Annotated in this window: 18 protein-coding genes; 9 read left to right on the top strand and 9 right to left on the bottom strand. The window is 59.4% G+C overall.

Annotated elements, in window-relative coordinates; all coding sequences use genetic code 11:
* Positions 1 to 43: 43 nt before the first annotated feature.
* Positions 44 to 802: an SDR family oxidoreductase gene (locus ACYZTX_RS24580; RefSeq protein ID WP_462036214.1), complete on the bottom strand. Its 759-nt coding sequence runs from the start codon at positions 800 to 802 to the stop codon at positions 44 to 46.
* A 167-nt stretch (positions 803 to 969) separates the two neighbouring features.
* Here ACYZTX_RS24580 and ACYZTX_RS24575 point away from each other — a divergent pair, with 167 nt between their 5' ends.
* From ACYZTX_RS24575 to groL, 4 genes are all read left to right on the top strand, one after another.
* Positions 970 to 1,701 (top strand): HugZ family pyridoxamine 5'-phosphate oxidase, encoded by a 732-nt coding sequence (locus ACYZTX_RS24575; RefSeq protein ID WP_462036213.1) that lies wholly within the window; start codon positions 970 to 972, stop codon positions 1,699 to 1,701.
* Between the two features lie 66 nt (positions 1,702 to 1,767).
* Positions 1,768 to 2,244, top strand: coding sequence for an FxsA family protein (locus ACYZTX_RS24570; protein ID WP_201120480.1), 477 nt, complete (start codon positions 1,768 to 1,770; stop codon positions 2,242 to 2,244).
* Between the two features lie 246 nt (positions 2,245 to 2,490).
* Complete coding sequence (locus ACYZTX_RS24565) at positions 2,491 to 2,784, top strand: co-chaperone GroES (RefSeq protein WP_017340553.1); 294 nt, start codon at positions 2,491 to 2,493, stop codon at positions 2,782 to 2,784.
* Positions 2,785 to 2,833: 49 nt separating this feature from the next.
* A complete protein-coding gene (gene groL / locus ACYZTX_RS24560) occupies positions 2,834 to 4,477 on the top strand; it encodes a chaperonin GroEL (protein WP_129438004.1) in 1,644 nt (547 codons plus the stop codon).
* A gap of 159 nt (positions 4,478 to 4,636) precedes the next feature.
* Here groL and ACYZTX_RS24555 read toward each other — a convergent pair whose 3' ends face one another.
* Positions 4,637 to 5,380 (bottom strand): phosphatase PAP2 family protein, encoded by a 744-nt coding sequence (locus ACYZTX_RS24555; RefSeq protein ID WP_462036212.1) that lies wholly within the window; start codon positions 5,378 to 5,380, stop codon positions 4,637 to 4,639.
* 218 nt (positions 5,381 to 5,598) lie between these two features.
* Here ACYZTX_RS24555 and colR point away from each other — a divergent pair, with 218 nt between their 5' ends.
* The 5 genes from colR (at position 5,599) to ACYZTX_RS24530 (ending at position 9,334) form a co-directional block, all read left to right on the top strand.
* Positions 5,599 to 6,282 carry a two-component system response regulator ColR gene (gene colR / locus ACYZTX_RS24550; protein ID WP_008032118.1) on the top strand — a complete coding sequence of 228 codons (684 nt, stop codon included), beginning with the start codon at positions 5,599 to 5,601 and terminating at the stop codon, positions 6,280 to 6,282.
* Positions 6,272 to 7,555 (top strand): sensor histidine kinase, encoded by a 1,284-nt coding sequence (locus tag ACYZTX_RS24545; RefSeq protein ID WP_462036211.1) that lies wholly within the window; start codon positions 6,272 to 6,274, stop codon positions 7,553 to 7,555. Before colR ends, ACYZTX_RS24545 begins: the two co-directional genes overlap by 11 nt.
* Positions 7,556 to 7,717: 162 nt before the next feature.
* Positions 7,718 to 8,386, top strand: coding sequence for a class I SAM-dependent methyltransferase (locus ACYZTX_RS24540; protein WP_462037104.1), 669 nt, complete (start codon positions 7,718 to 7,720; stop codon positions 8,384 to 8,386).
* Between the two features lie 4 nt (positions 8,387 to 8,390).
* A complete protein-coding gene (locus ACYZTX_RS24535) occupies positions 8,391 to 9,104 on the top strand; it encodes a lipopolysaccharide kinase InaA family protein (RefSeq protein WP_462036210.1) in 714 nt (237 codons plus the stop codon).
* Between the two features lie 2 nt (positions 9,105 to 9,106).
* Complete coding sequence (locus ACYZTX_RS24530) at positions 9,107 to 9,334, top strand: hypothetical protein (RefSeq protein ID WP_462036209.1); 228 nt, start codon at positions 9,107 to 9,109, stop codon at positions 9,332 to 9,334.
* 136 nt (positions 9,335 to 9,470) lie between these two features.
* Here ACYZTX_RS24530 and ACYZTX_RS24525 read toward each other — a convergent pair whose 3' ends face one another.
* The 7 genes from ACYZTX_RS24525 to ACYZTX_RS24495 form a co-directional block, all read right to left on the bottom strand.
* Complete coding sequence (locus ACYZTX_RS24525) at positions 9,471 to 12,497, bottom strand: multidrug efflux RND transporter permease subunit (protein ID WP_462036208.1); 3,027 nt, start codon at positions 12,495 to 12,497, stop codon at positions 9,471 to 9,473.
* A gap of 13 nt (positions 12,498 to 12,510) precedes the next feature.
* Complete coding sequence (locus ACYZTX_RS24520) at positions 12,511 to 13,659, bottom strand: efflux RND transporter periplasmic adaptor subunit (RefSeq protein WP_462036207.1); 1,149 nt, start codon at positions 13,657 to 13,659, stop codon at positions 12,511 to 12,513.
* 167 nt (positions 13,660 to 13,826) lie between these two features.
* Positions 13,827 to 14,927, bottom strand: a complete 1,101-nt coding sequence (locus tag ACYZTX_RS24515; protein ID WP_462036206.1) for a DUF1513 domain-containing protein — start codon at positions 14,925 to 14,927, stop codon at positions 13,827 to 13,829.
* A 14-nt stretch (positions 14,928 to 14,941) separates the two neighbouring features.
* The gene (locus ACYZTX_RS24510) at positions 14,942 to 16,006 is read right to left on the bottom strand and encodes an imelysin family protein (RefSeq protein ID WP_462036205.1); all 1,065 of its coding nucleotides are present in this window, start codon (positions 16,004 to 16,006) and stop codon (positions 14,942 to 14,944) included.
* Positions 16,007 to 16,032: 26 nt separating this feature from the next.
* Positions 16,033 to 17,460, bottom strand: coding sequence for a di-heme oxidoreductase family protein (locus ACYZTX_RS24505; RefSeq protein ID WP_462036204.1), 1,428 nt, complete (start codon positions 17,458 to 17,460; stop codon positions 16,033 to 16,035).
* Between the two features lie 276 nt (positions 17,461 to 17,736).
* Positions 17,737 to 19,089: an imelysin family protein gene (locus tag ACYZTX_RS24500; RefSeq protein ID WP_462036203.1), complete on the bottom strand. Its 1,353-nt coding sequence runs from the start codon at positions 19,087 to 19,089 to the stop codon at positions 17,737 to 17,739.
* A gap of 237 nt (positions 19,090 to 19,326) precedes the next feature.
* Positions 19,327 to 21,378: a putative bifunctional diguanylate cyclase/phosphodiesterase gene (locus tag ACYZTX_RS24495; protein ID WP_462036202.1), complete on the bottom strand. Its 2,052-nt coding sequence runs from the start codon at positions 21,376 to 21,378 to the stop codon at positions 19,327 to 19,329.
* Positions 21,379 to 22,008: the final 630 nt, after the last annotated feature.

The following is a 22,008-nucleotide window of genomic DNA, read 5'->3' as shown; positions in this document are numbered from 1 at the left end:
GGAGCTGTCGAGCGAAGCGAGGCTGCGATCATTTGATCTTGCTTTAGATCCGCAACCCGCCATCCATCTCCAGAATCCGGCCGGTGTAGTAGTCGTTTTCGAAAATGTAGGCCGCCGAATGGGCGATCTCTTCAGGCTTGCCCATGCGCTTGAGCGGAATCCCGGACGTTATCTTCTCCAGCGCCTCAGGCTTCATGCCCAGCGTCATCTCGGTTTCGATAAAGCCCGGCGCAATGCCCGCCACACGAATACCGTAGCGTGCCAGTTCCTTGGCCCAGGTCACGGTCGCTGCAGCGACACCGGCCTTGGCGGCGGAGTAGTTGGTCTGGCCGACGTTGCCAGCGCGGGAGATCGACGAGATATTAATGATCGTGCCGCTGTTGTTCAGCTCGACCATTTTGGCCGCGACTTCACGGGTGCACAGGAATACGCCGGTGAGATTGACGTCGATGACCGACTGCCACTGGGCCAGGCTCATCTTGGTCATCTCGCCGTCCTTGACCTTGATGAGCAGGCCATCGCGCAGAATCCCGGCGTTGTTGATCAGGCCATGGATCGCGCCGAAGTCTTCGGCAACCTGGGCGACCATGTGGGTCACTTGCTCTTCATTGGCGACATTGCACAGATAAGCGCGAGCATCGATGCCTTTTGCCTTGCAAGCGGCGACAGTGTCGTCGAGTTTTTCCTGGTTCAGGTCCACCAGCGCCAGCTTCGCGCCTTTAGCGGCGAAATACTCGGCCATGGAACGGCCTAAACCCTGGCAACCGCCAGTGATAATGATTACTTTGTCAGTGAGTTGCATTCGCATGCCCCAATAGCAGGTCGGAGGAGTGGTTTCCTTCTAGAGGGCCTCTCGATCTGCACCTGATGTAGCCTGGCTGCACATGAGAACTGCCCCGATGGCGGACTGGAACTTAACCCCAGGCGCCTGTCCCTTTTTTCGACGGATTCTAATTAAGGAGTCATAAATTGAGCGTTGAAGCGGCCAAGAATGCCCGAGAATTGCTTCTCAAGGAATACCGTGGAGTGCTCTCGACGCACTCCAAGGCGATGCCCGGTTTCCCGTTTGGCTCCGTGGTTCCGTACTGTCTGGACGAACAGGGCCGGCCGCTGATCCTTATCAGCCGTATCGCCCAGCACACGCATAACCTGCAGAAAGATTCGAAATGCTCACTGTTTGTGGGCGAACGCGGGGCCGAAGACGTGCAAGCCGTTGGTCGCCTGACCTACCTCGCCGAGGCAGAAAAGCTCGAGGATGAGGCCGCCATCGAAGCGGCGGCTGACCGTTACTACCGCTATTTCCCGGATTCGCAGAGCTACCACAAGGCCCACGATTTCGATTTCTGGGTACTCAAGCCCGTGCGCCACCGCTACATCGGCGGCTTCGGGGCGATTCACTGGGTCGACCAGTTGACCCTGGCCAACCCGTTCGCCGGCAAGGCTGAAGTGAGTATGGTCGAGCACATGAACGCCGATCACGCCAAGGCCATCGCCCACTACGTCGAGCTGGCAGGCCTGCCGATAACCGAGCCGGCGCAATTGGCGGGTATCGACACCGAAGGCATGCACCTGCGCATCGGTCAGGCACTCTACTGGCTGCCGTTTCAAGCGCCGTGTAATACGTCGACACAAGTGCGTGAAGCCTTGGTTTTCCTGGCTCACGCCGAACTTTGGCCGAAAAATGAAGTGGCCGACGCTTGAATTCACGAAACGGCGACGTCATCTAGGGATTACTGGCAAGGCATTCTTGCGTTGAGGAACCATTTGATGCGCCCTTTTTTATTGCTCTTTGTACTGTTCCCGGTGTTGGAGCTGTTCGTATTCGTCAAGGTCAGCGGGGCGATCGGGTTTTTCCCGGCCCTGCTGCTGGTGATTCTCGGCTCGATGCTCGGCGTGTTCGTGCTGCGTATCGCCGGTCTGGCCACTGCGCTGCGTGCTCGTGAAAGCCTGAACCGTGGCGAGCTGCCGGCCCAGACCATGCTTGAAGGTTTGATGCTGGCGCTGGCGGGTGGACTGTTGATCCTGCCGGGCTTCGTCACTGACGTGCTGGGCCTGATCATGTTGCTGCCGATCTCTCGTCGACTGTTGGCCAATAAAATGCGCCAACGTGCCGAAGAGCAGGCGATCCGTCAGCGTGCGTTCGCCGATGACCTTCAGCCGCGTGGCGGTCCTGCGCCGCGTGAGCCGCTGGGCCGTGAGCCCAATGTGATCGAAGGCGAGTTCGAACATCGCGATTCCAAGTAAATCGTTTCACCTGCACGGCACCTTCGGGTGCCGTGTTCGTTTTCGGGCATGGACCTAAAAAATTTCGATCCCCGCCCTTGTAATAAGCTTATGCGCCCTTATGTAACGGTCACCGCAAGGTTTCTGGCGAACACGCCAGACAGACTTCCGCGGTTCGCTAGCCGAACCGCACCCGGCACCGCCGGATTTGTTAAACCCGCCGGGAATACACCGGCCGATGAAAACCACAATTAGGAGAGATCGACAATGAAGCTTCGTCCTCTGCATGACCGCGTCGTAGTCCGTCGCAGCGAAGAAGAAAAGAAAACCGCTGGCGGTATCGTCCTGCCAGGTTCGGCTGCTGAAAAGCCAAACCAGGGCGAAGTCCTCGCTGTAGGCCCAGGCAAAGTCCTGGAAAACGGTGAAGTGCGTGCGCTGTCCGTGAAAGTGGGTGACAAGGTTGTGTTCGGCCCTTACTCCGGCAGCAACACTGTGAAAGTCGACGGCGAAGACCTGCTGGTGATCGGCGAGAGCGAAATCCTCGCTGTTGTCGAAGGCTGATTCCCCGCTCATTTTCCCGCTACTACAAAGTATTTAAGGAATATCGATCATGGCTGCTAAAGAAGTTAAATTCGGCGATTCCGCCCGCAAGAAAATGCTCGCCGGTGTCAACGTCCTGGCTGACGCAGTAAAAGCGACCCTGGGCCCTAAAGGCCGTAACGTGATCATCGAGAAGAGCTTCGGCGCTCCGACCATCACCAAGGACGGCGTGTCCGTTGCCAAAGAAATCGAGCTGAAAGATCGCTTCGAAAACATGGGCGCGCAGCTGGTCAAAGACGTTGCCTCCCGTGCCAACGATGACGCAGGCGACGGCACCACCACCGCTACCGTTCTGGCTCAATCGATCGTCAACGAAGGCCTGAAAGCCGTCGCTGCCGGCATGAACCCGATGGACCTGAAGCGCGGTATCGACAAAGCGACCATCGCCATTGTCAAAGAGCTGAAAGCCCTGTCCAAGCCTTGCGCTGACACCAAGGCCATCGCTCAGGTCGGCACCATCTCGGCCAACTCCGACAACTCCATCGGCGACATCATTGCCGAAGCCATGGAAAAAGTCGGTAAAGAAGGCGTGATCACCGTTGAAGAAGGCTCGGGCCTTGAAAACGAACTGTCGGTTGTTGAAGGCATGCAGTTCGACCGTGGTTACCTGTCCCCGTACTTCGTCAACAAGCCAGAGACCATGACTGCCGAGCTCGACGGTCCGCTGATCCTGCTGGTCGACAAGAAAATCTCGAACATCCGTGAACTGCTGCCAGTCCTGGAAGCCGTTGCCAAAGCAGGTCGTCCACTGTTGATCGTGAGCGAAGACGTTGAAGGCGAAGCCCTGGCGACTCTGGTTGTGAACAACATGCGCGGTATCGTCAAAGTGGTTGCCGTCAAGGCTCCAGGCTTCGGCGACCGTCGCAAGGCCATGCTGCAGGACATCGCTGTCCTGACCGGCGGTACCGTTATCTCCGAAGAGATCGGTCTGAGCCTGGAAAGCGCTACCCTGGAACACCTGGGTAATGCCAAGCGCGTAGCCGTAACCAAGGAAAACACCACCGTCATCGACGGCGCCGGCGTTGAAGCTGATATCCAGGCTCGCGTTCTGCAGATCCGTCAGCAAGTGGCCGACACTTCGTCCGACTACGACCGTGAAAAACTGCAAGAGCGTCTGGCCAAGCTGTCCGGCGGCGTTGCGGTGATCAAGGTTGGCGCGGGTTCCGAAGTTGAAATGAAAGAGAAGAAAGCCCGCGTTGAAGACGCCCTGCACGCTACTCGTGCAGCCGTTGAAGAAGGCGTGGTACCTGGCGGTGGCGTAGCGCTGATTCGCGCTCTGCAAGCCATCAGCGAACTGAAAGGCGACAACGCTGATCAGAACGTCGGTATTGCTGTACTGCGTCGCGCAATCGAATCGCCACTGCGTCAGATCGTTGCCAACTCCGGCGACGAGCCAAGCGTAGTTGTCGACAAGGTCAAGCAAGGTTCGGGTAACTTCGGTTACAACGCTGCTACCGGCGAATACGGCGACATGATCGAAATGGGCATCCTCGACCCTACCAAAGTGACTCGCTCTGCTCTGCAGGCTGCGGCGTCCATTGGTGGCTTGATGCTGACCACCGAAGCCATGATCGCTGATGCTCCGGACGACAAACCAGCTGGCGGCGGCATGCCAGACATGGGCGGTATGGGCGGCATGGGCGGCATGATGTAAGCCAGCCTTACCCTGTACGAAAAAACCCCGCCGGCGATAAGCCGGCGGGGTTTTTTATTGCCCTCTATAAAGTCAAAAGATCGCAGCCTGCGGCAGCTCCTACAAAAGCACGCGATCTCCTGTAGGAGCTGGCGAAGCCTGCGATCTTTTGATTTTCCCTCAGGCTCTGACTGGTTCTGCTTTGGTAGCCCGCTCCGCCTTGGAAGCCGGGCGATAAAGGATGTAGTAATACGACCCCAGACAAATCAGCCAGCAGAAAATCGCCGTCCACACGTTGTGCGAAAAGAAGTGCGCCCCCTGCATCATCCGGCTGATGGAAAACACCGTGCCCAACGCGAAAGCGAACACAAACGCCTTGCGTGCCAGACGCGGACGACGGTCACGCAGGACAAAGAACAACGCAAACAGTGTGAAACCGGTCGCCGCATGACCGCCGGGCCAGCAACGGCCAGGTTTATCGGTAGGCGGTCGAGGGCTGAGCAGTTCGCTATAGGTTTCGTGACCGCCAAACTGCTCAAGGCTCCATGGGCATTGAACGGCCGTCACCGCTTTGACTGGCGTGACAAAGGAGGTCGCCAGAGCCAGAGACAACACCAGGCAGCCCAGTTCCCGTTTGATCGGTTTGAGCCTGTCCATGAAAAAGGAGGCGATGAAACCGAAGATGGCCAACACCGAGAAGACGATGACCACTTGCTTGGCGCGGTCATGCACTATGTTTTCGAGGAAGTAACTGTGCCGCCCGATGAAGCTACCGGCGACCGGGTCATAAAACAGTTTGGCCAGATCCATGTCCAGGGACGTCAGTTCGAGCAACATCAGAATGATCGCTGCAATGGCGGGAACACCCAGGCACACCCAGAAATTGAGCGGGCGGGAGGCGGGGCGGACAGCAGTCGAAACCATGGCAGTTCCTTGGGCAGTGAAATGTTCTTAAAGCGCAGCCGAGCGGAGTTTGAGCCTGATTCTGTCGCCGACGTGTGAATCGAGAGTGAAAAAGTCGTTAAAGTCTCCCCGGGTTTATGGGGTGGATTTACAACTGCACGCAGTCCTAGCCGTGAGCCACACTTGGCCTTAAGCTGCGCGGGCCGAGACGGCCGTTACTGTGTACGGAGGAGGTGCCCATGCGAATTTTATTGGTTGAAGACAACCGCGATATCCTGGCCAATCTGGCCGATTACCTGGGGCTCAAAGGCTATACCGTGGATTGCGCGCAGGACGGTTTGTCAGGCTTGCACTTGGCGGCCACCGAGCATTACGACTTGATCGTACTCGACATCATGTTGCCGGGTATCGACGGCTACACCCTGTGCAAACGCCTGCGCGAAGATGCGCGTCGCGACACGCCGGTGATCATGCTCACCGCTCGCGATCAACTGGACGACCGGCTGCAAGGTTTCAAGTCCGGCGCCGATGACTACCTGATCAAACCCTTTGCCCTGTCTGAATTGGCGGCGCGCATCGAGGCGGTCATGCGTCGCGCCCAAGGTGGCGGTCGCCGGACCTTGCAGGTCGGCGATCTCAGCTACGACCTCGATACCCTGGAAGTGACCCGCGAAGGACGTCTGCTGAAACTCAACCCGGTGGGCCTGAAGTTGCTGGCCGTATTGATGCAGAAAAGTCCTCACGTGCTGCGCCGCGAAATTCTCGAAGAGGCGCTGTGGGGTGATGACTGCCCGGACAGCGACAGCCTGCGCAGCCACGTCCATCAATTGCGCCAGGTGATCGACAAGCCGTTCGCCAAACCGTTGCTGCAAACCGTGCACGGTGTGGGTTATCGCTTGGCCGAGGGCCGAGATGGAGTTTAAACAGAGCCTTGCTCAACGGATCATCATCGCCTTTGCGCTGATGAGCGCACTGGTCGCGGGAGCCTTTGCCATGGGCATTGTGGCGACCGTGCACCTGGTGGAAGAAAAACTGATATCGGCGGGGCTGGGTGGCGATTTACAACGTCTGATGCTGATGGACAGCGTGTCGGACTGGAGCCACCGTCCTGAGCCGGACCAGCTGTTCTATTTCAGCGGCGGGCCTGGCGACTTCAATTTGCCCAAGGACCTGCGGCACCTGGATCCGGGCTTTCACGAAGTGTTTCGCGAGCAGCTGTCGTATCACGCGATGGTCGAAGTCGTCGACGGCCGGCGCTACGTGCTGTTGCAGGATCAGAGCGATTTCGAAGAGCGTGAACGGGTGCTGTTTGCCGTCGTGCTGGTGGGCTTCGTCCTGAGTCTGGCGTTGGCGGTGTTTCTCGGCTGGGTGCTGGCGCGCAAAGTGATGGCGCCCGTGGTGCGACTGGCCCGTCAGGTCCGTCACCGTGATCAATTATTAGGTCTGGCGCCACCGCTGGCGCCGGATTACGCCGCCGATGAAGTGGGCGAGTTGGCCGTGGCCTTCGACGCCACCCTCGGGCGCTTGCGCCAGGCGTTGACCCGCGAACGGTTGTTCACCAGTGACGTCAGTCACGAGCTGCGCACGCCATTGATGGTGCTGGCCAGTTCCTGCGAGCTGCTGCTGGAAAACCCCGGCATCGATCAGCGTGGACGTGCTCAGGTCGAGCGTATTGCCCGCGCCTGTGAAGAAATGCGCGAGCTGGTGCAAACCTTCCTGATGTTGGCCCGCGCACAGCGTGAAGACGCCGGCATGTCGCCCCAGCAGACCCTGAGCCAGGTAGCCGATGGACTGCTCAATTTGTGGCGCGAGCCAATCGAGGCCAAGGGGCTGGCGCTGCTCTTTGAGCCAGGCAATCCGGCAAACACCTGCTACAACGCTACCCTGCTGCACGCGGTCATGGGCAACCTGCTGCGTAACGCGCTGCATTACACCGAGCACGGGTTCATCCGCCTGACCTTGACGGCCACGGGCTTCATCGTCGAGGACAGCGGCGTGGGCATTCCAGAGGCAAAACGCGAGGCGATGTTCGAGCCCTTCGTGCGGGGCAATGAGAAACGCGGCGAGGGTCTGGGGCTAGGGCTGTCCCTGGTGCAGCGGATCTGTGAAAACCAGGGTTGGAACGTCAGCCTGACGAACATGGAGCCCAATGGTTGTCGATTTCAGGTGGAGTTGTATCCGTCGGATATGAACTGATCGATCTCTTGAAACGCAGTAGCTCGGAGCAATCGTCATCACGCTGTAAAACCTCGAAATAATTTGGGGTTTTACACAACATTTTTTTCACAACGGCATGACCTGACGCTGACACGGCGCTACCTATCGTGGGTGCCAATAGCAGCTCATGAGACCTTGATGATGGACGGGCCGATCAAACTGGATTTTTCCGAAAAATACGACGATCAACACGCTAAACGGTACCTGCGAAAACATAAGGATGGCCTTGGCCGCCGCCTTTCCCACTGGCGTGACGAGCAACTGGCGCGCAGGGCGCTGGCTCTGGTCGGTGAGCCAGGGTTGGTCCTCGATTTGCCCTGTGGTGCGGGACGTTTCTGGCCATTGCTGGCGGAGAAAACCAATCGTGCCATCATCGGGGCTGACAACTCCGAGTCCATGCTGAAGATTGCCATGCAGGCGCAACCTGCCGATGTGGTGAAACGGGTACAACCCTTGCACACTTCTGCATTCGACATTGGCTTGCCTGATAACGCCGTCGACAGCATTTTCTGCATGCGTTTGCTCCATCACATCGGTGAGACCGAGCATCGACTGGCTATTTTTCGTGAGTTCGAGCGCGTCACCCGCGACAGCGTTATCCTTTCTTTGTGGGTGGACGGCAATTTCAAAGCGTGGAAACGCAAGCGCGCCGAGAAAACCCGTGGGCAGGAAGGTTACCAAAATCGATTTGTGTTACCGGCAGCTACGGTTGAGAAGGAATTCGAGCAGGCGGGTTTCTGTATCCAGGAACGATTGGACTTTTTACCGCTCTATGCCATGTGGCGGGTCTACGTATTACGCAAGAGGTAACAGAATGGCAGTGCAATGTGCAGCAGAAACGGACGTCGCTCCTCAGGACCGCTTCGACTATTTCTGGAACCAGCGCGGTGAATGGGTAGAAGAACCCAACGTCCGTCGCGGTGGAGAAAGCGGCGTGCAGCGCGTCGTGAGCAGCAATGGACAGCTGCTTTACGTTAAACGTCAGACCGGGCATATCCATCGCAGCTGGCTGCACCCGTTCGGTCGTCCGACGGTGTTGCGCGAGCGCGATGCGCTCACTGGCCTGAACCTGCTCGACGTTCGTGTTCCGGAGATCGTTTTCTGCGGTGCTCAGCGCGATCCTGTGCACAAATGGCGTGCATTGCTGGTGACCAAGTCGCTGGACGGCTTCGAGGAAGTCGAACACTGGTACGCTGGCGGCGGTCGCGAGCGTCACGGTGAGGCCGTGCATGATCGAGTGTTGAAGGATCTGGCCGAGAATCTGGCCCGGATGCACAAGGGCCGCTGGCAGCACAGCTGCCTCTATATCAAACACGTATTCGTGCGCGTCACCGGCGAAGGCGAGGCTGCAAAAGTCGAAGTGGCGTTGATCGATCTGGAGAAAGGCCGGAAGCGTTTGACCGCCCGTCGCGCGGCGTCCAATGACATGAAGCAACTGCGTCGCCACTCGTCATTCAGCACGACAGACTGGCAGAAACTCGTCTATTTTTATGAGACAGCGTTTGGCAGCGCTATCAAAGGTTTGTAGCAATGAAACTCGAAATTGCACGAGGTGTATTTTTTATAGGAGCCTTGGCAGTTGCTTCACTGGCGGTGGCGGCTTGGGAGCAGCCCCGCACGCAAGTCCTCAGTTCAGTGAATGGCGACGCGCACTGTCCGTTGCCACGCGTTGCCAAGGCATCCGTGGCATCCCAACCCGATCATGATTTATTGCTGTTCATGTTCGGACTTTCTCAAGGATTGAGGCCGCAAAGTTGAACAGATTGAAGCCAAAATAAAAGGCCTCGCTCATGCGAGGCCTTTTATTTTTCAAGGGCAAAAGATCGCAGCCTTCGGCAGCTCCTACATTGAATCGGGTACATCCTGAGCTGCCGAAGGCTGCGATCTTTTGATCTTAGGGTTTATCGGGCTTGGCCAGCACCGTGTAAACACACGGCAGCACAAACAACGTAAACAACGTCCCGATCGACATCCCCGTGGCGATCACCGTACCAATGTCGAACCGGCTGACGGCTCCCGCCCCCGTGGCGATGATCAACGGCACCATACCGAACACCATCGCAGCCGTGGTCATCAACACCGGACGCAGACGAATGGCCGCCGCTTCCTCCACCGCTTCGCGCGGCGTCAGGCCTTTGTCCTTGCGTAACTGGTTGGCGAATTCGACGATCAGGATGCCGTGCTTGCTGATCAGTCCGATCAATGTCACCAGCCCGACCTGGGTGTAGATGTTCATGCTCGACCAGCCCAGGAACAGCGGGATCAACGCGCCACAGATCGATAACGGTACGGTCACCAGGATCACCAGCGGATCGCGAAAGCTTTCGAACTGGGCGGCCAGTACCAGGAAAATGATCGCCAACGCCAGGGCGAAGGTGACCCACAGCGCACTGCCTTCCTGGACGTATTGCCGTGATGCGCCGGCATAGTCGAAGGCATAACCCACCGGTGCCTCTTCCCGAGCGATCTGGCGCACGGCGTCGATGGCTTCACCCATGCTGACCAGTGGCACCCCGGACAGGATGCCCGAATTGAGTTGCTGGAACTGGTTCAGCTGCCGTGGACGCGCCCGGTCGGTCACGGTGATCAGGGTCGACAGGGCCAGCAGTTGGCCTTGGGTGTTCTTGACGTAATAATTGTTCAGCCAGTCGGGGTTATCCCGGAAAGGCCGTTCGACCTGAGCGATGACTTTGTAGCTGCGACCTTCAATGGTGAAACGGTTGATCTCTGCCTCACCCAGCAACGTTGCGAGGGTCCCGCCAAGATCCTGCATGGACACACCCATCTGTGCGGCCTTGGCGCGATCGATATCCACCACCACTTCGGGCTTGTCGAATGCCAGGTCGAGGTCGACGAAGGCGAACTTGCCGGATTCCATTGCCCTCTTTTTCACCCGGTCGGCCACTTGCAGCAGTGACTCGTAATCGTTGGCGGTATTGATGACGAACTGAAATGGCAGCCCCTCGCCGGTGCCGGGCAGGGAAGGCAGGTTGAAGCCGAAGATCTGCAGCCCGGAAATGCTCTCCAGTTTGCGCTGGACCTCGGGCAGGATTTCCATCTGAGTGCGGCTGCGTTCGTTCCACGGTTTGAGCAGGAAGCCGCCGATGCCCGATTGCACGCCGTTGAAGCCATTGATCTGGAACGACGAGTAGTACTCGGGAAACGTCTTGAAGATCGTGACGAACTCGTCGGTGTAGGTGCTCAGGTAGTCGAGGTTGGCCGGTTGCGGGGCGTTGGCCAGCATGAAAATGATGCCCTGGTCCTCGTCGGGCGCCAGTTCCGACTTGGTGAACTTGAGCAGCACCGGAATCAGGCACAGCACGATCACCGCGAACACCAGCACCACCGGCCGGGTGTTCAGGGTTGCGTGCAGCATGCGTTGGTAGCGGCGCTTGAGGCCTTCGAATATCAGGTCCAGTCGATGGGCCAGGCCGCTGGGATTTTCATCGTGACGCAGCAAGAAGGCGCACATCATCGGCGACAGGGTCAGGGCGACGATGCCAGAGATCACCACCGCCCCGGCCAGGGTCAGGGCGAACTCCTTGAACAGCGCCCCCGTGAGCCCCGTCAGGAAGCCGATCGGCGCATAGACCGCTGCCAGGGTGATGGTCATCGAGACCACCGGCATGGCGATTTCCCGGGCGCCTTCGATGGCCGCATCCAGCGGCGTTTTGCCTTCTTCGATGTGCCGGTGAATGTTCTCCACCACGACGATGGCGTCGTCCACCACCAGGCCGATCGCCAATACCATCGCCAGCAACGTCAGCAGGTTGATCGAGTAGCCCATCATCTGCATGAAGAACAACACGCCGATCATCGACAGCGGGATGGTAACCACCGGGATCACCACCGAACGCAGCGCGCCGAGGAACAGGAACACCACCACGATGACGATCAGCACCGCTTCGAACAATGTTTTGATCACCTCGTTGATAGAGGCCTGGATGAACAGCGTGGCGTCGTAGGCGATTTCACCTTTGAGGTTCGGCGGCAGTTGGGCTTCCAGGTCCGGCATGATCTTGCGCACTTCCTTGATCACGTCCAGCGGGTTGGCGCCAGGCGAGGCCTTGATGCCGATGTACACCGAAGGCGTGCCGCCGAAAGAACTGATCGAGTCGTAGTTTTCCGCGCCCATTTCAACGCGCGCAACATCACTGAGCAGCACGCGACTGTCGCCCTCGACCTTGAGCGGAATCGCGGCGAAGGCTTCAGCGGATTTGAGCTCGGTGTTGGCGTTGATGCTGGTGACGACGAACTCGCCTTTCACTTCGCCGGCGGCGGAGAGGAAGTTGTACTTGCGCACCGCATCGGTCACGTCGCTGGCACTCAGGCCGAAACCGGCCAGCTTGACCGGGTCCAGCCACAGGCGCATGGCGAACACCTGGTTGCCGAGAATCTCGGCTTCGGCCATCCCCGGCAGGGTCGCCAGTTTCGGCTGGATGACCCGCGACAGGTAGTCGGTAATCTGCGGGTTGCTCAGCTCCTTGCTGAAGAAGCTGATGTACATCAGTGCCGAGGCGTCGGCGGCTTCCTTGCTCAGCACCGGGTCTTCGGCGTCCTGGGGCAGCTGGTTTTTCACCTCGTTGGCCTTGGCAAGCAATTCGGTGAACAAACGGTCGCTGTTGGCGCCAATGCGCGCGTAGATCGAGATCACCGAGAAGTTCTGGCGACTGACCGACGTCATGTAGTCGATGCCCTCGGCGCTGGCCAGACTCTGTTGCATCGGTTGGGTGATGTAGCCCTGAATGGTTTCGGCGTTGGCCCCGGGGTAAGCGGTGGTGACCGTGATCAGGGCGTTTTCCATTTGCGGATATTGGCGCAGCGGCAACTTGCTCCAGGCCTGGAAGCCCAGCAGCACAATCAACAGGCTGACCACGGTGGCGAGCACCGGGCGGCGGATGAACGGGTCGGTAAAAGCCATAGGGGTTCCTTGATCAGTCCGCGCGTGGCGGGCTGCTCTTCTCGGCTAGTGTCTTGTCGTCGCTGATCGCGATATGTGCGCCGTTGTCCAGTTTGATCTGGCCGGCCGTGACCACTTTTTCACCGTTCTGCACGCCTTTGGTAATTATCACCAGGCCATCGCGGCGCTCGCCGGTTTCAATGAAACGCCGTTCGGCGATCAGAATGGGCTCGCCCTTATCGTCCTTTGCGACGCTGCCGTCTTCGGCTTTTTTCTGCGCGACGACATACAGCGAATTGCCGTACAGCGTGTAGGTGATCGCGCTTTCCGGCACGACAATGCGCGGCTGCGGGTCGGGCAACAACACTTGCAGGCTGGCGAACATCCCCGGTAACAGTTTGCCGTCGGGGTTGGCCAGGGTCGCGCGGACCTGGACGTTGCGAGTGCTGTTTTCGACTTTCGGGTTGATTGCACTGATGGTGCCGGGGAAGTTCTGTGTCGGGTAGGCCGAGACAATGATCTGCACCGGTTGGCCGATGGCGATCTTCGGCACCGACTGCTCGGGCACGAAGAAGTCGACGTAGAGGCTGCTGAGGTCTTGCAGGGTGGCGATCATGGTGCCGCTGGCCACGTAATCACCGACGTCCACCTGACGAATGCCGATGGTTCCGCTGAATGGCGCGACGATGCGTTTTTTCTCGAGCGAAGCCTTGAGCTGATTGACCGTGGCCTTGTTCTTTTTGAATACCGCTGAGAGGCGGTCGAACTCGCCTTTGGAAATCGCCTGGCTGCCCACCAGCTGGCTGCCACGGTTGTAATCCACTTGGGCAAGTCCGAGGTCGGCGAGGGCGGTTTCCAGCAGGGCGGTTTCCACGGCGCTATCGAGTTGGACGATCGGCTGGCCGGCCTTGACCTTCTGCCCCGACTGGAACTGCACATCCGTGACGGTGCCGGCGATCTCCAGGCTCAGGTCGACACCTTGCAGCGCCTTGAGGGTGCCGACGGTCGGCAGGCGGGCTTGCCACGGCCGTTCGGTGGCGGTGGCCACGGCGACACTGATCGGCGGTTTCGGCGCAGCAAAGCCCTGAATCATCGTGTAGATGGAGAAGGCTTTGTAACCGGCCAGGACCAGCACTATCAGCAGAACAACACCCAACATGATCAGCATGCGGCGACGCAGCATATTTCCACTTCCTTGGAGAAAATCAGGTGAGACAGTCGGGCACATTACTCTGAGCGCGCAGGGGATTCCAGTTGATGTTTTTTGTGTTCTCAAGAAAAAGATCGCAGCCTGCGGCAGCTCCTACAGGTACGCATTCCCATGTAGGAGCTGCCGCAGGCTGCGATCTTTTAAACCATCAAATGCAGGTGGTTGTCCCAGAGCCCTGCGGGAAGCTCCAGTGGTTTTGCTACAAGATCTGTCTGGCGGCAATCGTAGTAGCGGCATCGGCCCTGACCCGAGGTCACGACAAAGCCATCGGCTACCGCGCCGACCCCGGCGCAATCGGGAAGCGGCGCGTCCAGGCGCACTTCACCGTTGTCCAGGTCCCAGATGAAAAAGCGATTGCCCCGTGGCGCGGTCAACGCGACCAGGCGCAGTTCGCTGTGCACCGCGACGCTGGCGGTGTAGTGCCCCATGGCTTGCAACTGATGCTCAGGCACCGGGAAGGCCACGAACGGCTGGCCGGGCCGCTTGATCGCCAGCAGCTCCGAAGGCTCGTGAGACGGCCCCATGAACTGCTGACCGGCGACGATGGTGCCGTCGCTGGCAATCCCCAAATGACGCACGCTGTTCATCTGCTGGGCGAGGGTTTCCTTGCTCAGCAGGGTGCCGTCGCGTTGCATCAGGACCAGGCTCGGTTCCATGGCGTTGAGGTTCATCTCGACGCGGCTTTCGGCCTCGGTGCGAATGCCGCCGTTGGCGACCACCAGGGTCTCACCATCGGGCATCCACGACACCTGATGCGGGCCGACGCCGTGAGTAGGGATCTCGCCGCTGTGGATAAGTCGCTCACCTTCGAACTTATACACACCCAGCAAGCCTCGACCCGGATCGGAGGTGTCGTTCTCGGTGGCGTACAGCCAGTCGCCGCTCTTGTGAATCACCGCGTGACCGTAGAAGTGCCGGTTCGGTCGTGAGACCACGGTTTGCAGCAGCGTGCCGTCGCGCAGGTCGATCAGGTAACTCTCGGTACCAGGACGGCGGGCGACAAACAGCGCAATCGGCAGCGTCGGGTGGTTGATGATGTCGTGGCAACGCTGGCCGACCTGGGTGGCAAACACCCGGGTGCCGTCCAGCCGATACCCGACAGCGTAATGTTTGCCGTCGCTATCGTCCCGCGCCGAGAGCAGCAGCGGGCTTTTGTCCTTCTGCTTGAACAGCGTCCAGCCGCCCAGCGTCACCGCACCCAGCAGCAAACTACCTAACGTCAGAGCCTGGCGTCGCAGCATTGAACTTGCCCTCATCAGTCACCGTCGTTGGCGTTGAAGCCCAGTTGGATGCCCAGCGCCTTGGCCAGTTCGCCTTCGTGCAGGCGGTGGACGACGTTGAGGCTGTCGTAGATATCGTTGAGTTGCTGGCGACCGGCGTCATCGCCGAGCATTTCGGTCAGCGGGCGCTGGTTGCTGGCGAACAGTTTCAGGGATGCGGCGTAAGCGGCGTCGATCTTGTCGGCCAAGGGTTTTTGCTCGTTCGGCAACAGACCGCGCAGGCCTTTATTGTCGACGCCTTCCCATACTGTTTTGGCGGCGGCGAGACTGGCTTCGAGGCCGGTCAGGGATGACTTGCTGCGCCAGGCATCGGCCTGGAACGGTTGCGGCACACCCTTCGTCTGACGGCCCATCGGCGTGCCGAGTTTTTTCTTCAGGCTGTCGAGGGCGGTGACTTGCACGCGCAGCAGATCGGCGATGGCTTCGTGGGAATCGGCGTAGCGCTGGTTCGGGAATTTGCTCATCTGCGCGAGCATGCCGTCGGTGTTGTTCCAGCTTTTCAGAATGTCTTCGGCCAACAGTTTCTGGCGCTCGCCAATCGCTTTCAGCAGCGGGCAGTACTTGGCTTTCTGCGCGTCGTTGGCCACGTCTGGCTTACTGTCGAACAGGATGTATTCGTAGGCGGAAAGGCCTTGAACCACAACGCTGGAGTTGGCCAAAGCAGCGGCATCGATCTGCGGCTGCGCGGTGACCAGTTGCTCGACCTGACGGCCCACGAGGTTTTTCTTGTCCGGCCAGAACTGCACCTGCCACGAACGGTTGCCCTCGGCCAGCGGGCCGATCAGCAGCGGTTGCAGCTCGGCCCAGGCTTTCTGCGCATGCAGGAAGTCGGCACGGGCGGTGTTGAGGTTTTCCTTGCCTTCGCAGAAGGCCAGGGCGCTGACCGCCAGTTGACGGTCGGCTTCTACCCAGCGGCTGTAGGTCGGCAGGATCACTTGCTTGGCGATGGCCGCCGAAGTAACGGCCTGCGGATCCTGCGGCGAACAGGCGCCCAAGGCTAGCGCGGCAAGGCTGGTGAACAACAATTTGGGACGGAACATGTCGGGCTCCCGCTATGGAATACGTATTAAAGGGAATTCAAAAAGGCCAGCAACGCAGCGCGCTGCTCGGCATTGAAAGACAAAACCTGTTGCTGCGCCGCTGTTGCTTCGCCGCCATGCCAAAGCACGGCTTCGAGCAGATTGCGTGCGCGGCCGTCATGCAAAAACTGGGTGTGGCCATTGACCGCCTGCGTCAGGCCGATGCCCCACAACGGCGGGGTGCGCCAGTCGCGGCCGCTGGCCTGGAATTCGGTACGGTGGTCGGCCAGACCGTCGCCCATGTCGTGCAGCAGCAGATCGCTGTACGGGCGAATCACTTGATTGGCCAGTTCAGGTTCGGCGGCGTTGGCGGCGGTGGTGTATTTCGGGGTATGGCAGGACTGGCACCCGGCCTGGAAAAACAGATTCTTGCCGGCCAGCACGTCGGGAGCGCTGACATCCCGACGTGCTGGTACGGCGAGGTTACGGCTGTAGAACAACACCAGACGCAGAATGTTATCGCTGACTTCCGGCTCGCCCTCCGGGCCATTGCCATTCGGTGCCTGCTTGCAGGCGGTTTGCGTGTCGGTGCAGTCGTCGACGGGTCTCAGGCTCGTGGTGAGGCCCATGTCACCGGAAAACGCATGAACATTTTGTTGATTGAGGTTCGGCTGCCCGGCCTTCCAGCCAAATCGCCCGAGGACGGTTTTCTGCTGCGTGTCATCCCAGACCCGGTTCGGGCGTCCGGCGATGCCGTTTTTGTCTTTTGCCTGAGCCTCGGCATTGGCAAGGATCGCCTCGTCTGGGATCGCTTCCAGCAGACCCAGGCCAATCATCGGCGGTGCGACACGCGCCGAGAAACGGGTGTCAGGGTGCATCGGGCCGTAGCCGAGCTGGGTGATCTGCAGCGTCGGCTTGCGCAACTCGACTTCGGTGCCGTCCTTGAAGCGGACCGGAACAGGGGTGTATTCGACGCGCACTTTGCCTTCCGGGGCGACACCGGGCACGGCCATGTCCTGGAATTGTCCGCCGTAGACCGGCTCCGGGACGACACCGAGCTGCTCGATGACGTTGGCATACGTCGGTGCATCGGGAATCGACAGGCGCACCAGCATCGACACGGCGTTCTGCGCATCAGGCGTGGGCGGATGACCGCGACCGTCCTTGATGTGGCAGTTCTGGCAGGCGTTGGTGTTGAACAATGGGCCGAGGCCATCCCGGGCGGTGGTGGTCGACGGGGCGATTACCCAGGGATTGCGGAAGAAGCTGTTGCCAACGCTGAAGTCCACGCGCCGTGACGGTGGCAGATTCGCGGACGGCAGGGAAAACGAGTTCTGATCGGTCTTGCGCACGGTCGCGCTGCCACCGGACCGGGCTTCACCGGGTTCGGCTTGGGTGAACTTTGGGGCGTCATCGCAGGCACTCAGGCCCAGGGCCAGCAACAGTGCGGACAAGCGAAGAGGCAGCGAGGGCATCAGACATCCTGCAAGACGAGCAAAACAAGGGCGCAAAGTCTAACAGGGCAGGGGAGTTTGAATAAGAGGAATTATCGTTTGGTTGATGTGGGGCAATCGTTCCCAGCACAATCCAATGTGGGAGCGGGCTTGCTCGCGAAAGCGGTTTGACATTCAACATTGATGTTGGCTGTCAGTCCGCCTTCGCGAGCAAGCCCGCTCCCACAATGGCCAGTGTTTAGCAGGCAGCAAAAAGGCGACCCGAAGGTCGCCTCTTAGTCACTCAGACAGCGTTGATCAGAACGCGTGATCAGCGTTGTCCGGGTTCAGGTCGCTGATGCCCAATTTGCCAGCGGCGGCTTCGATCGAACCCGTCTGCTTGACCAGGGAAGCGATAGCGTCGCGCACGATCTGGTTGCCAGCCGTGTTGCCGGCAGCGATCAACTGGTCGTAATGCTCACCCTTGTTGGCGTGATCGACGATAACCTGCATCTTGGCTTCGGTCGCAGCCAGGTCAGTTTTCAGCGCGGAGTCGGCAGCCGAGTCAGCCTTGGCTACCAGGGACGACAGGCTGGCGCCGGTCATTTTGGTGCCGTCGACGCGGGTGTACTCGCCCAGGTACACGTTACGAATGCCTTTGGCATCGTAGAACTGCGAGTTGTGGGTGTTGTCGCTGAAACAGTCGTGTTCGTCTTCCGGGGAGTTGGCTTCCAGGGAAACCTTCATGCGCTCGCCGGCCAGTTCGCCCAGGGACAGGCTGCCCATGCCGAACAGCATTTTGCGCAGGCCGCTTTCGGCAGGCTCGGCTTCCAGGGTGGCGCGGTAGTTGTCGGCCACGTTCGGCTTCCAGTTACCGACCATTTCTTCCAGGTCGCTGACCAGCAGTTGGGTCACGGACTTCAGATAAGCGCGACGACGATCGTTATGACCGCCGGTTGCGCCTTTGCCTTCCAGGTAGTCGGACGCTGGACGGTTGCCGGCGCCAGGGCCGGTGCCGTTCAGGTCCTGGCCCCAGAGCAGGAATTCGATGGCGTGGTAGCCGGTGGCAACGTTGGCCTCGGAACCACCCAGCTCGTTCAGGCTGGCGAGTTTTGCCGGGGTGATGTCTTTCACGTCGATCTTGTCTTCGCCGACCTGAACTTGAGTGTTGGCGATGATATTGGCCGTGGCGCCCGGGTTGCCCAGTGCGTGCTCATAGGATTTGTCGACGTAGTCGATCAGGCCTTCGTCCAGTGGCCAGGCGTTCACCTGACCTTCCCAGTCGTCGATGATGGTGTTGCCGAAGCGGAATACTTCGCTCTGCAGGTAAGGGACGCGGGCAGCAACCCAGGCAGCCTTGGCAGCTTTCAGCGTGTCGGCGTTCGGCTTGGCGAGGAAGGCGTCGATGGCGGTTTGCAGGGTCTTCGCGGTGGATTCGGCATCGCTGTAAACGGCGAAGACGATGTCGGCGTAATGTGCGACAACGGCTTTGGCAGCTGCTTCGTCGACTTTACCGGCAGCGGCAGGCGCAGTAGCAGCGGCCGGGGCTGTGGTGCTGGCCGCCGGAGTCGGCGCCTGCGCAGCGACAGCTTTGTCTTTGCCTTCGCCACAGCCGGCGAGGGAAATAGCGATGGCCAACAGACTGGCGGTAGCCAGAGGCATACGAATCATGGCGAACATCCTGCTTCGAGAGGGGGTGGAATGGCGCGGCGAGCGCGCAAAGCTGCGACATAATGCAAATCTTTCGCATTATGTGTAAAGGGTTGTACCTGGAAATATTTCTTATTCACGGGAAGATGCGTGGCGGGATTAAAAGATCGCAGCCTCGTTTCACTCGACAGCTCCTACAGAGGCACGAGGTCCAATGTAGGAGCTGTCGAGTGAAACGAGGCTGCGATCTTGTGATGTTTACAAAATAGCCGCGTTACTGCGCTGAGCCTGTTTCAGATACGCGCTCAATTCCCGCGCCGGCAGCGGCTTGCTGTAGAAGTAGCCCTGCCCTTCGTGACAGCCTTCGGAGATGATGTAGGCCTCTTGCTCGGCGGTTTCCACGCCTTCGGCAATCACCTGCATGCCCAGGCTCTTGCCCAACTGGATGATGGCCCGAACGATGGTCGCATCGTCGTCGTCATCGAGCAGGTCCTGAACGAAGCTCTTGTCGATCTTGATCTTGTCCAGTGGCAGGCTTTTCAGATAGCTCAATGACGAGTAACCGGTGCCGAAATCGTCGATCGCGATCAGCGCGCCGGAGCGGCGCAGGCTGAGCAGGTGCTGGGCGGCCGTGCTGATGTCTTCCATCAGGCCGGTTTCGGTGACTTCAAGCTCCAGGCTGCGGGGCGGCAGGCGGTACATCTGCAGCAGATTGTTGACCACCCGTGGCAACTCGGCGTGGTGCAGTTGCACCGTGGACAGGTTCACCGCCATGCGCAGGTCGACGAAACCCTGGTCATGCCAGTCGCGCAATTGCTTGCACGCCTGATCCAGCACCCATTCACCGATGGCAATGATGGTGCCGTTCTGCTCGGCCAGGGGGATAAACAAGTCTGGCGGAACCAGCCCGTGCTCGGGATGCTGCCAGCGAATCAGCGCCTCGACACCCACCACCCGGTGATCGCGATAGCTGATCTGCGGCTGGTAGACGAGGTAGAACTGGTCACGGGCCAAGGCGTCGCGCAGGTCTTTTTCCAGCTCGCGACGGCGGCGCATCTCGGTGTCGACGCTGGCGATATAGAACTGATAACGGTTGCGCGAGCGAGTCTTGGCCAGGGTCATGGTCTGCTCGGCTTTTTGCAGCAGTTTCTCGGTGCTGTCACCGTCCTCGGGGAACAGGGTGATGCCGATGGTGGCGCGCAGGCGAATCTCTTGATGATCGAGGGCGAACGCCGCTTCCAGGTCATCGAGAATGCTTTGGGCCAGTTCGGCTGCTTCGTAGGGTTGTTCGATATCGGCCTGAACCAGGGCGAACTGGTCGCCGCCAAGGCGGGCGAGGGCGCCGAGGCGTCCGCTGTGAGCTCGCAGGCGATCGGCGAGGGCCAGCAGCAGTTGGTCGCCGGTCTGGTAGCTGAATTGTTCGTTGATGCCCTTGAAGTCGTCCAGGCCGACCACCAATACCGCGACCCGACGTTGCAACCTGCCGGCGTCTACCAGGATTTTGTCCAGTTGCTGCTGCAATTGCTGGCGGTTCGGCAGACCGGTGAGGAAGTCGTACTGGGCCATGCGAAGCAGGCTGTTTTCCGCTTCGTGGCGCAAATGGGTGTTGCGCTCGATGGACTCGAGCAACTGGTTGGCGGTGTTGATCCAGATCCCCAGTTCGTTCTTTTCATGCCCCTTGAGCAGCGGGATTTTGTGTTCGCTGGGGCGATCCGGATTGATTTCCGTGAGGTGCTCGATGATTCGCGACAGCGGTTTGGTCAGCAGCCAGTGATAGACCAGGTACAGCACCAGCCCCATGGCCAGGGCGCGCAACACGCCAGAGATGAAGATGATCACCGAATTGACGATGAAACCCTGGCCGTAGGTGGCGGTGTCGAGGGTAATGCTCAGGTCGCCGTAATACTCGCTGTAAGGGCCGCGACCCACCAATTGGGTGGTGAAGGCGCGTTCATTGCCGAGAATCAGGTCGGTCAGCCAGCGACTGCCGGAATGCTGCAACTCGCGAGACTTTTGCGCGAGCATGGCCTCGTTGGGATGGCCAATGGAGGCCTTGCGCACAGCGTCGTCCTGAAACAGGCCTTCGATCACCTGCATGCCCATCTCGCGGTCCAGGCTGTAGACGGCCTGGGTCGAGGGGTCGCGGAACATGTCGAGGATGCGTTGGGCATCGCTGGCCACGGCCTGGCGTGTTTTATAGGCATCGAAAACGATCTGCGCGCAGCTCAAGACCACGCCGACGATCAATGCCGACAGGAGCACGACCCGGAGCAACTTCACCGACAAGCTGTTCTTGAGTTCCAGCTTCAAAGAGTCATTCCTTGTTCCGTGCGGGTAGCGTCAAGTTGCCATGAGTATTGGCAATCCGGTGATGTCAGTCAAAGGGACAATCAATCACATCGGGTTTTGCCTGTAGCTTGGCCGAAATACTGTCGTTTGGGGTATTTGCGCTATTTGTACTGTGTCGGTTGTTGAGTCCTTCAACTTGAGGGGGATGTGGACATATTTTCCGTTTGGTTGATGTTAGACGGCTGTGGCGTTGGGGCAAGGGGCTTAACGCTGGTTTCATCGTGGGAAATTGCCCTGGTTTCTGCGGATGCACCCTGTGTACATATCCATTTCTGCGGTAACGGCCGCTAATGGTTTCGCCCTTACGGCAACTCCCTTTGGCAAACGCCCCAAAGGAAGCAAAGGTCTCGCCCCGAGCGTCCGGCCCCTCGCCTAGGCTCGGCGTTCCTTCGTTCCGGTATTCATCTGGGGGCATCGCCTCCGGTTGGCTTCGCTTCAACCTCCTCTCGATGTGTTCGACTGCGTCGAACGGCGCTGCGCGCCTGCCCCCAGATGAACACCTCCACTCAGCCTCCCGAAGGGGCGGGTGGATCAAGATCAAGAGCTGCAGGCGAGCTAACGCTCGGCCTGTTGAGTGGTGAGAAGCGCTGA

Source organism: Pseudomonas sp. MDT1-17 (assembly GCF_054898105.1).
This window is presented reverse-complemented; position numbering and strand designations above follow the sequence as displayed.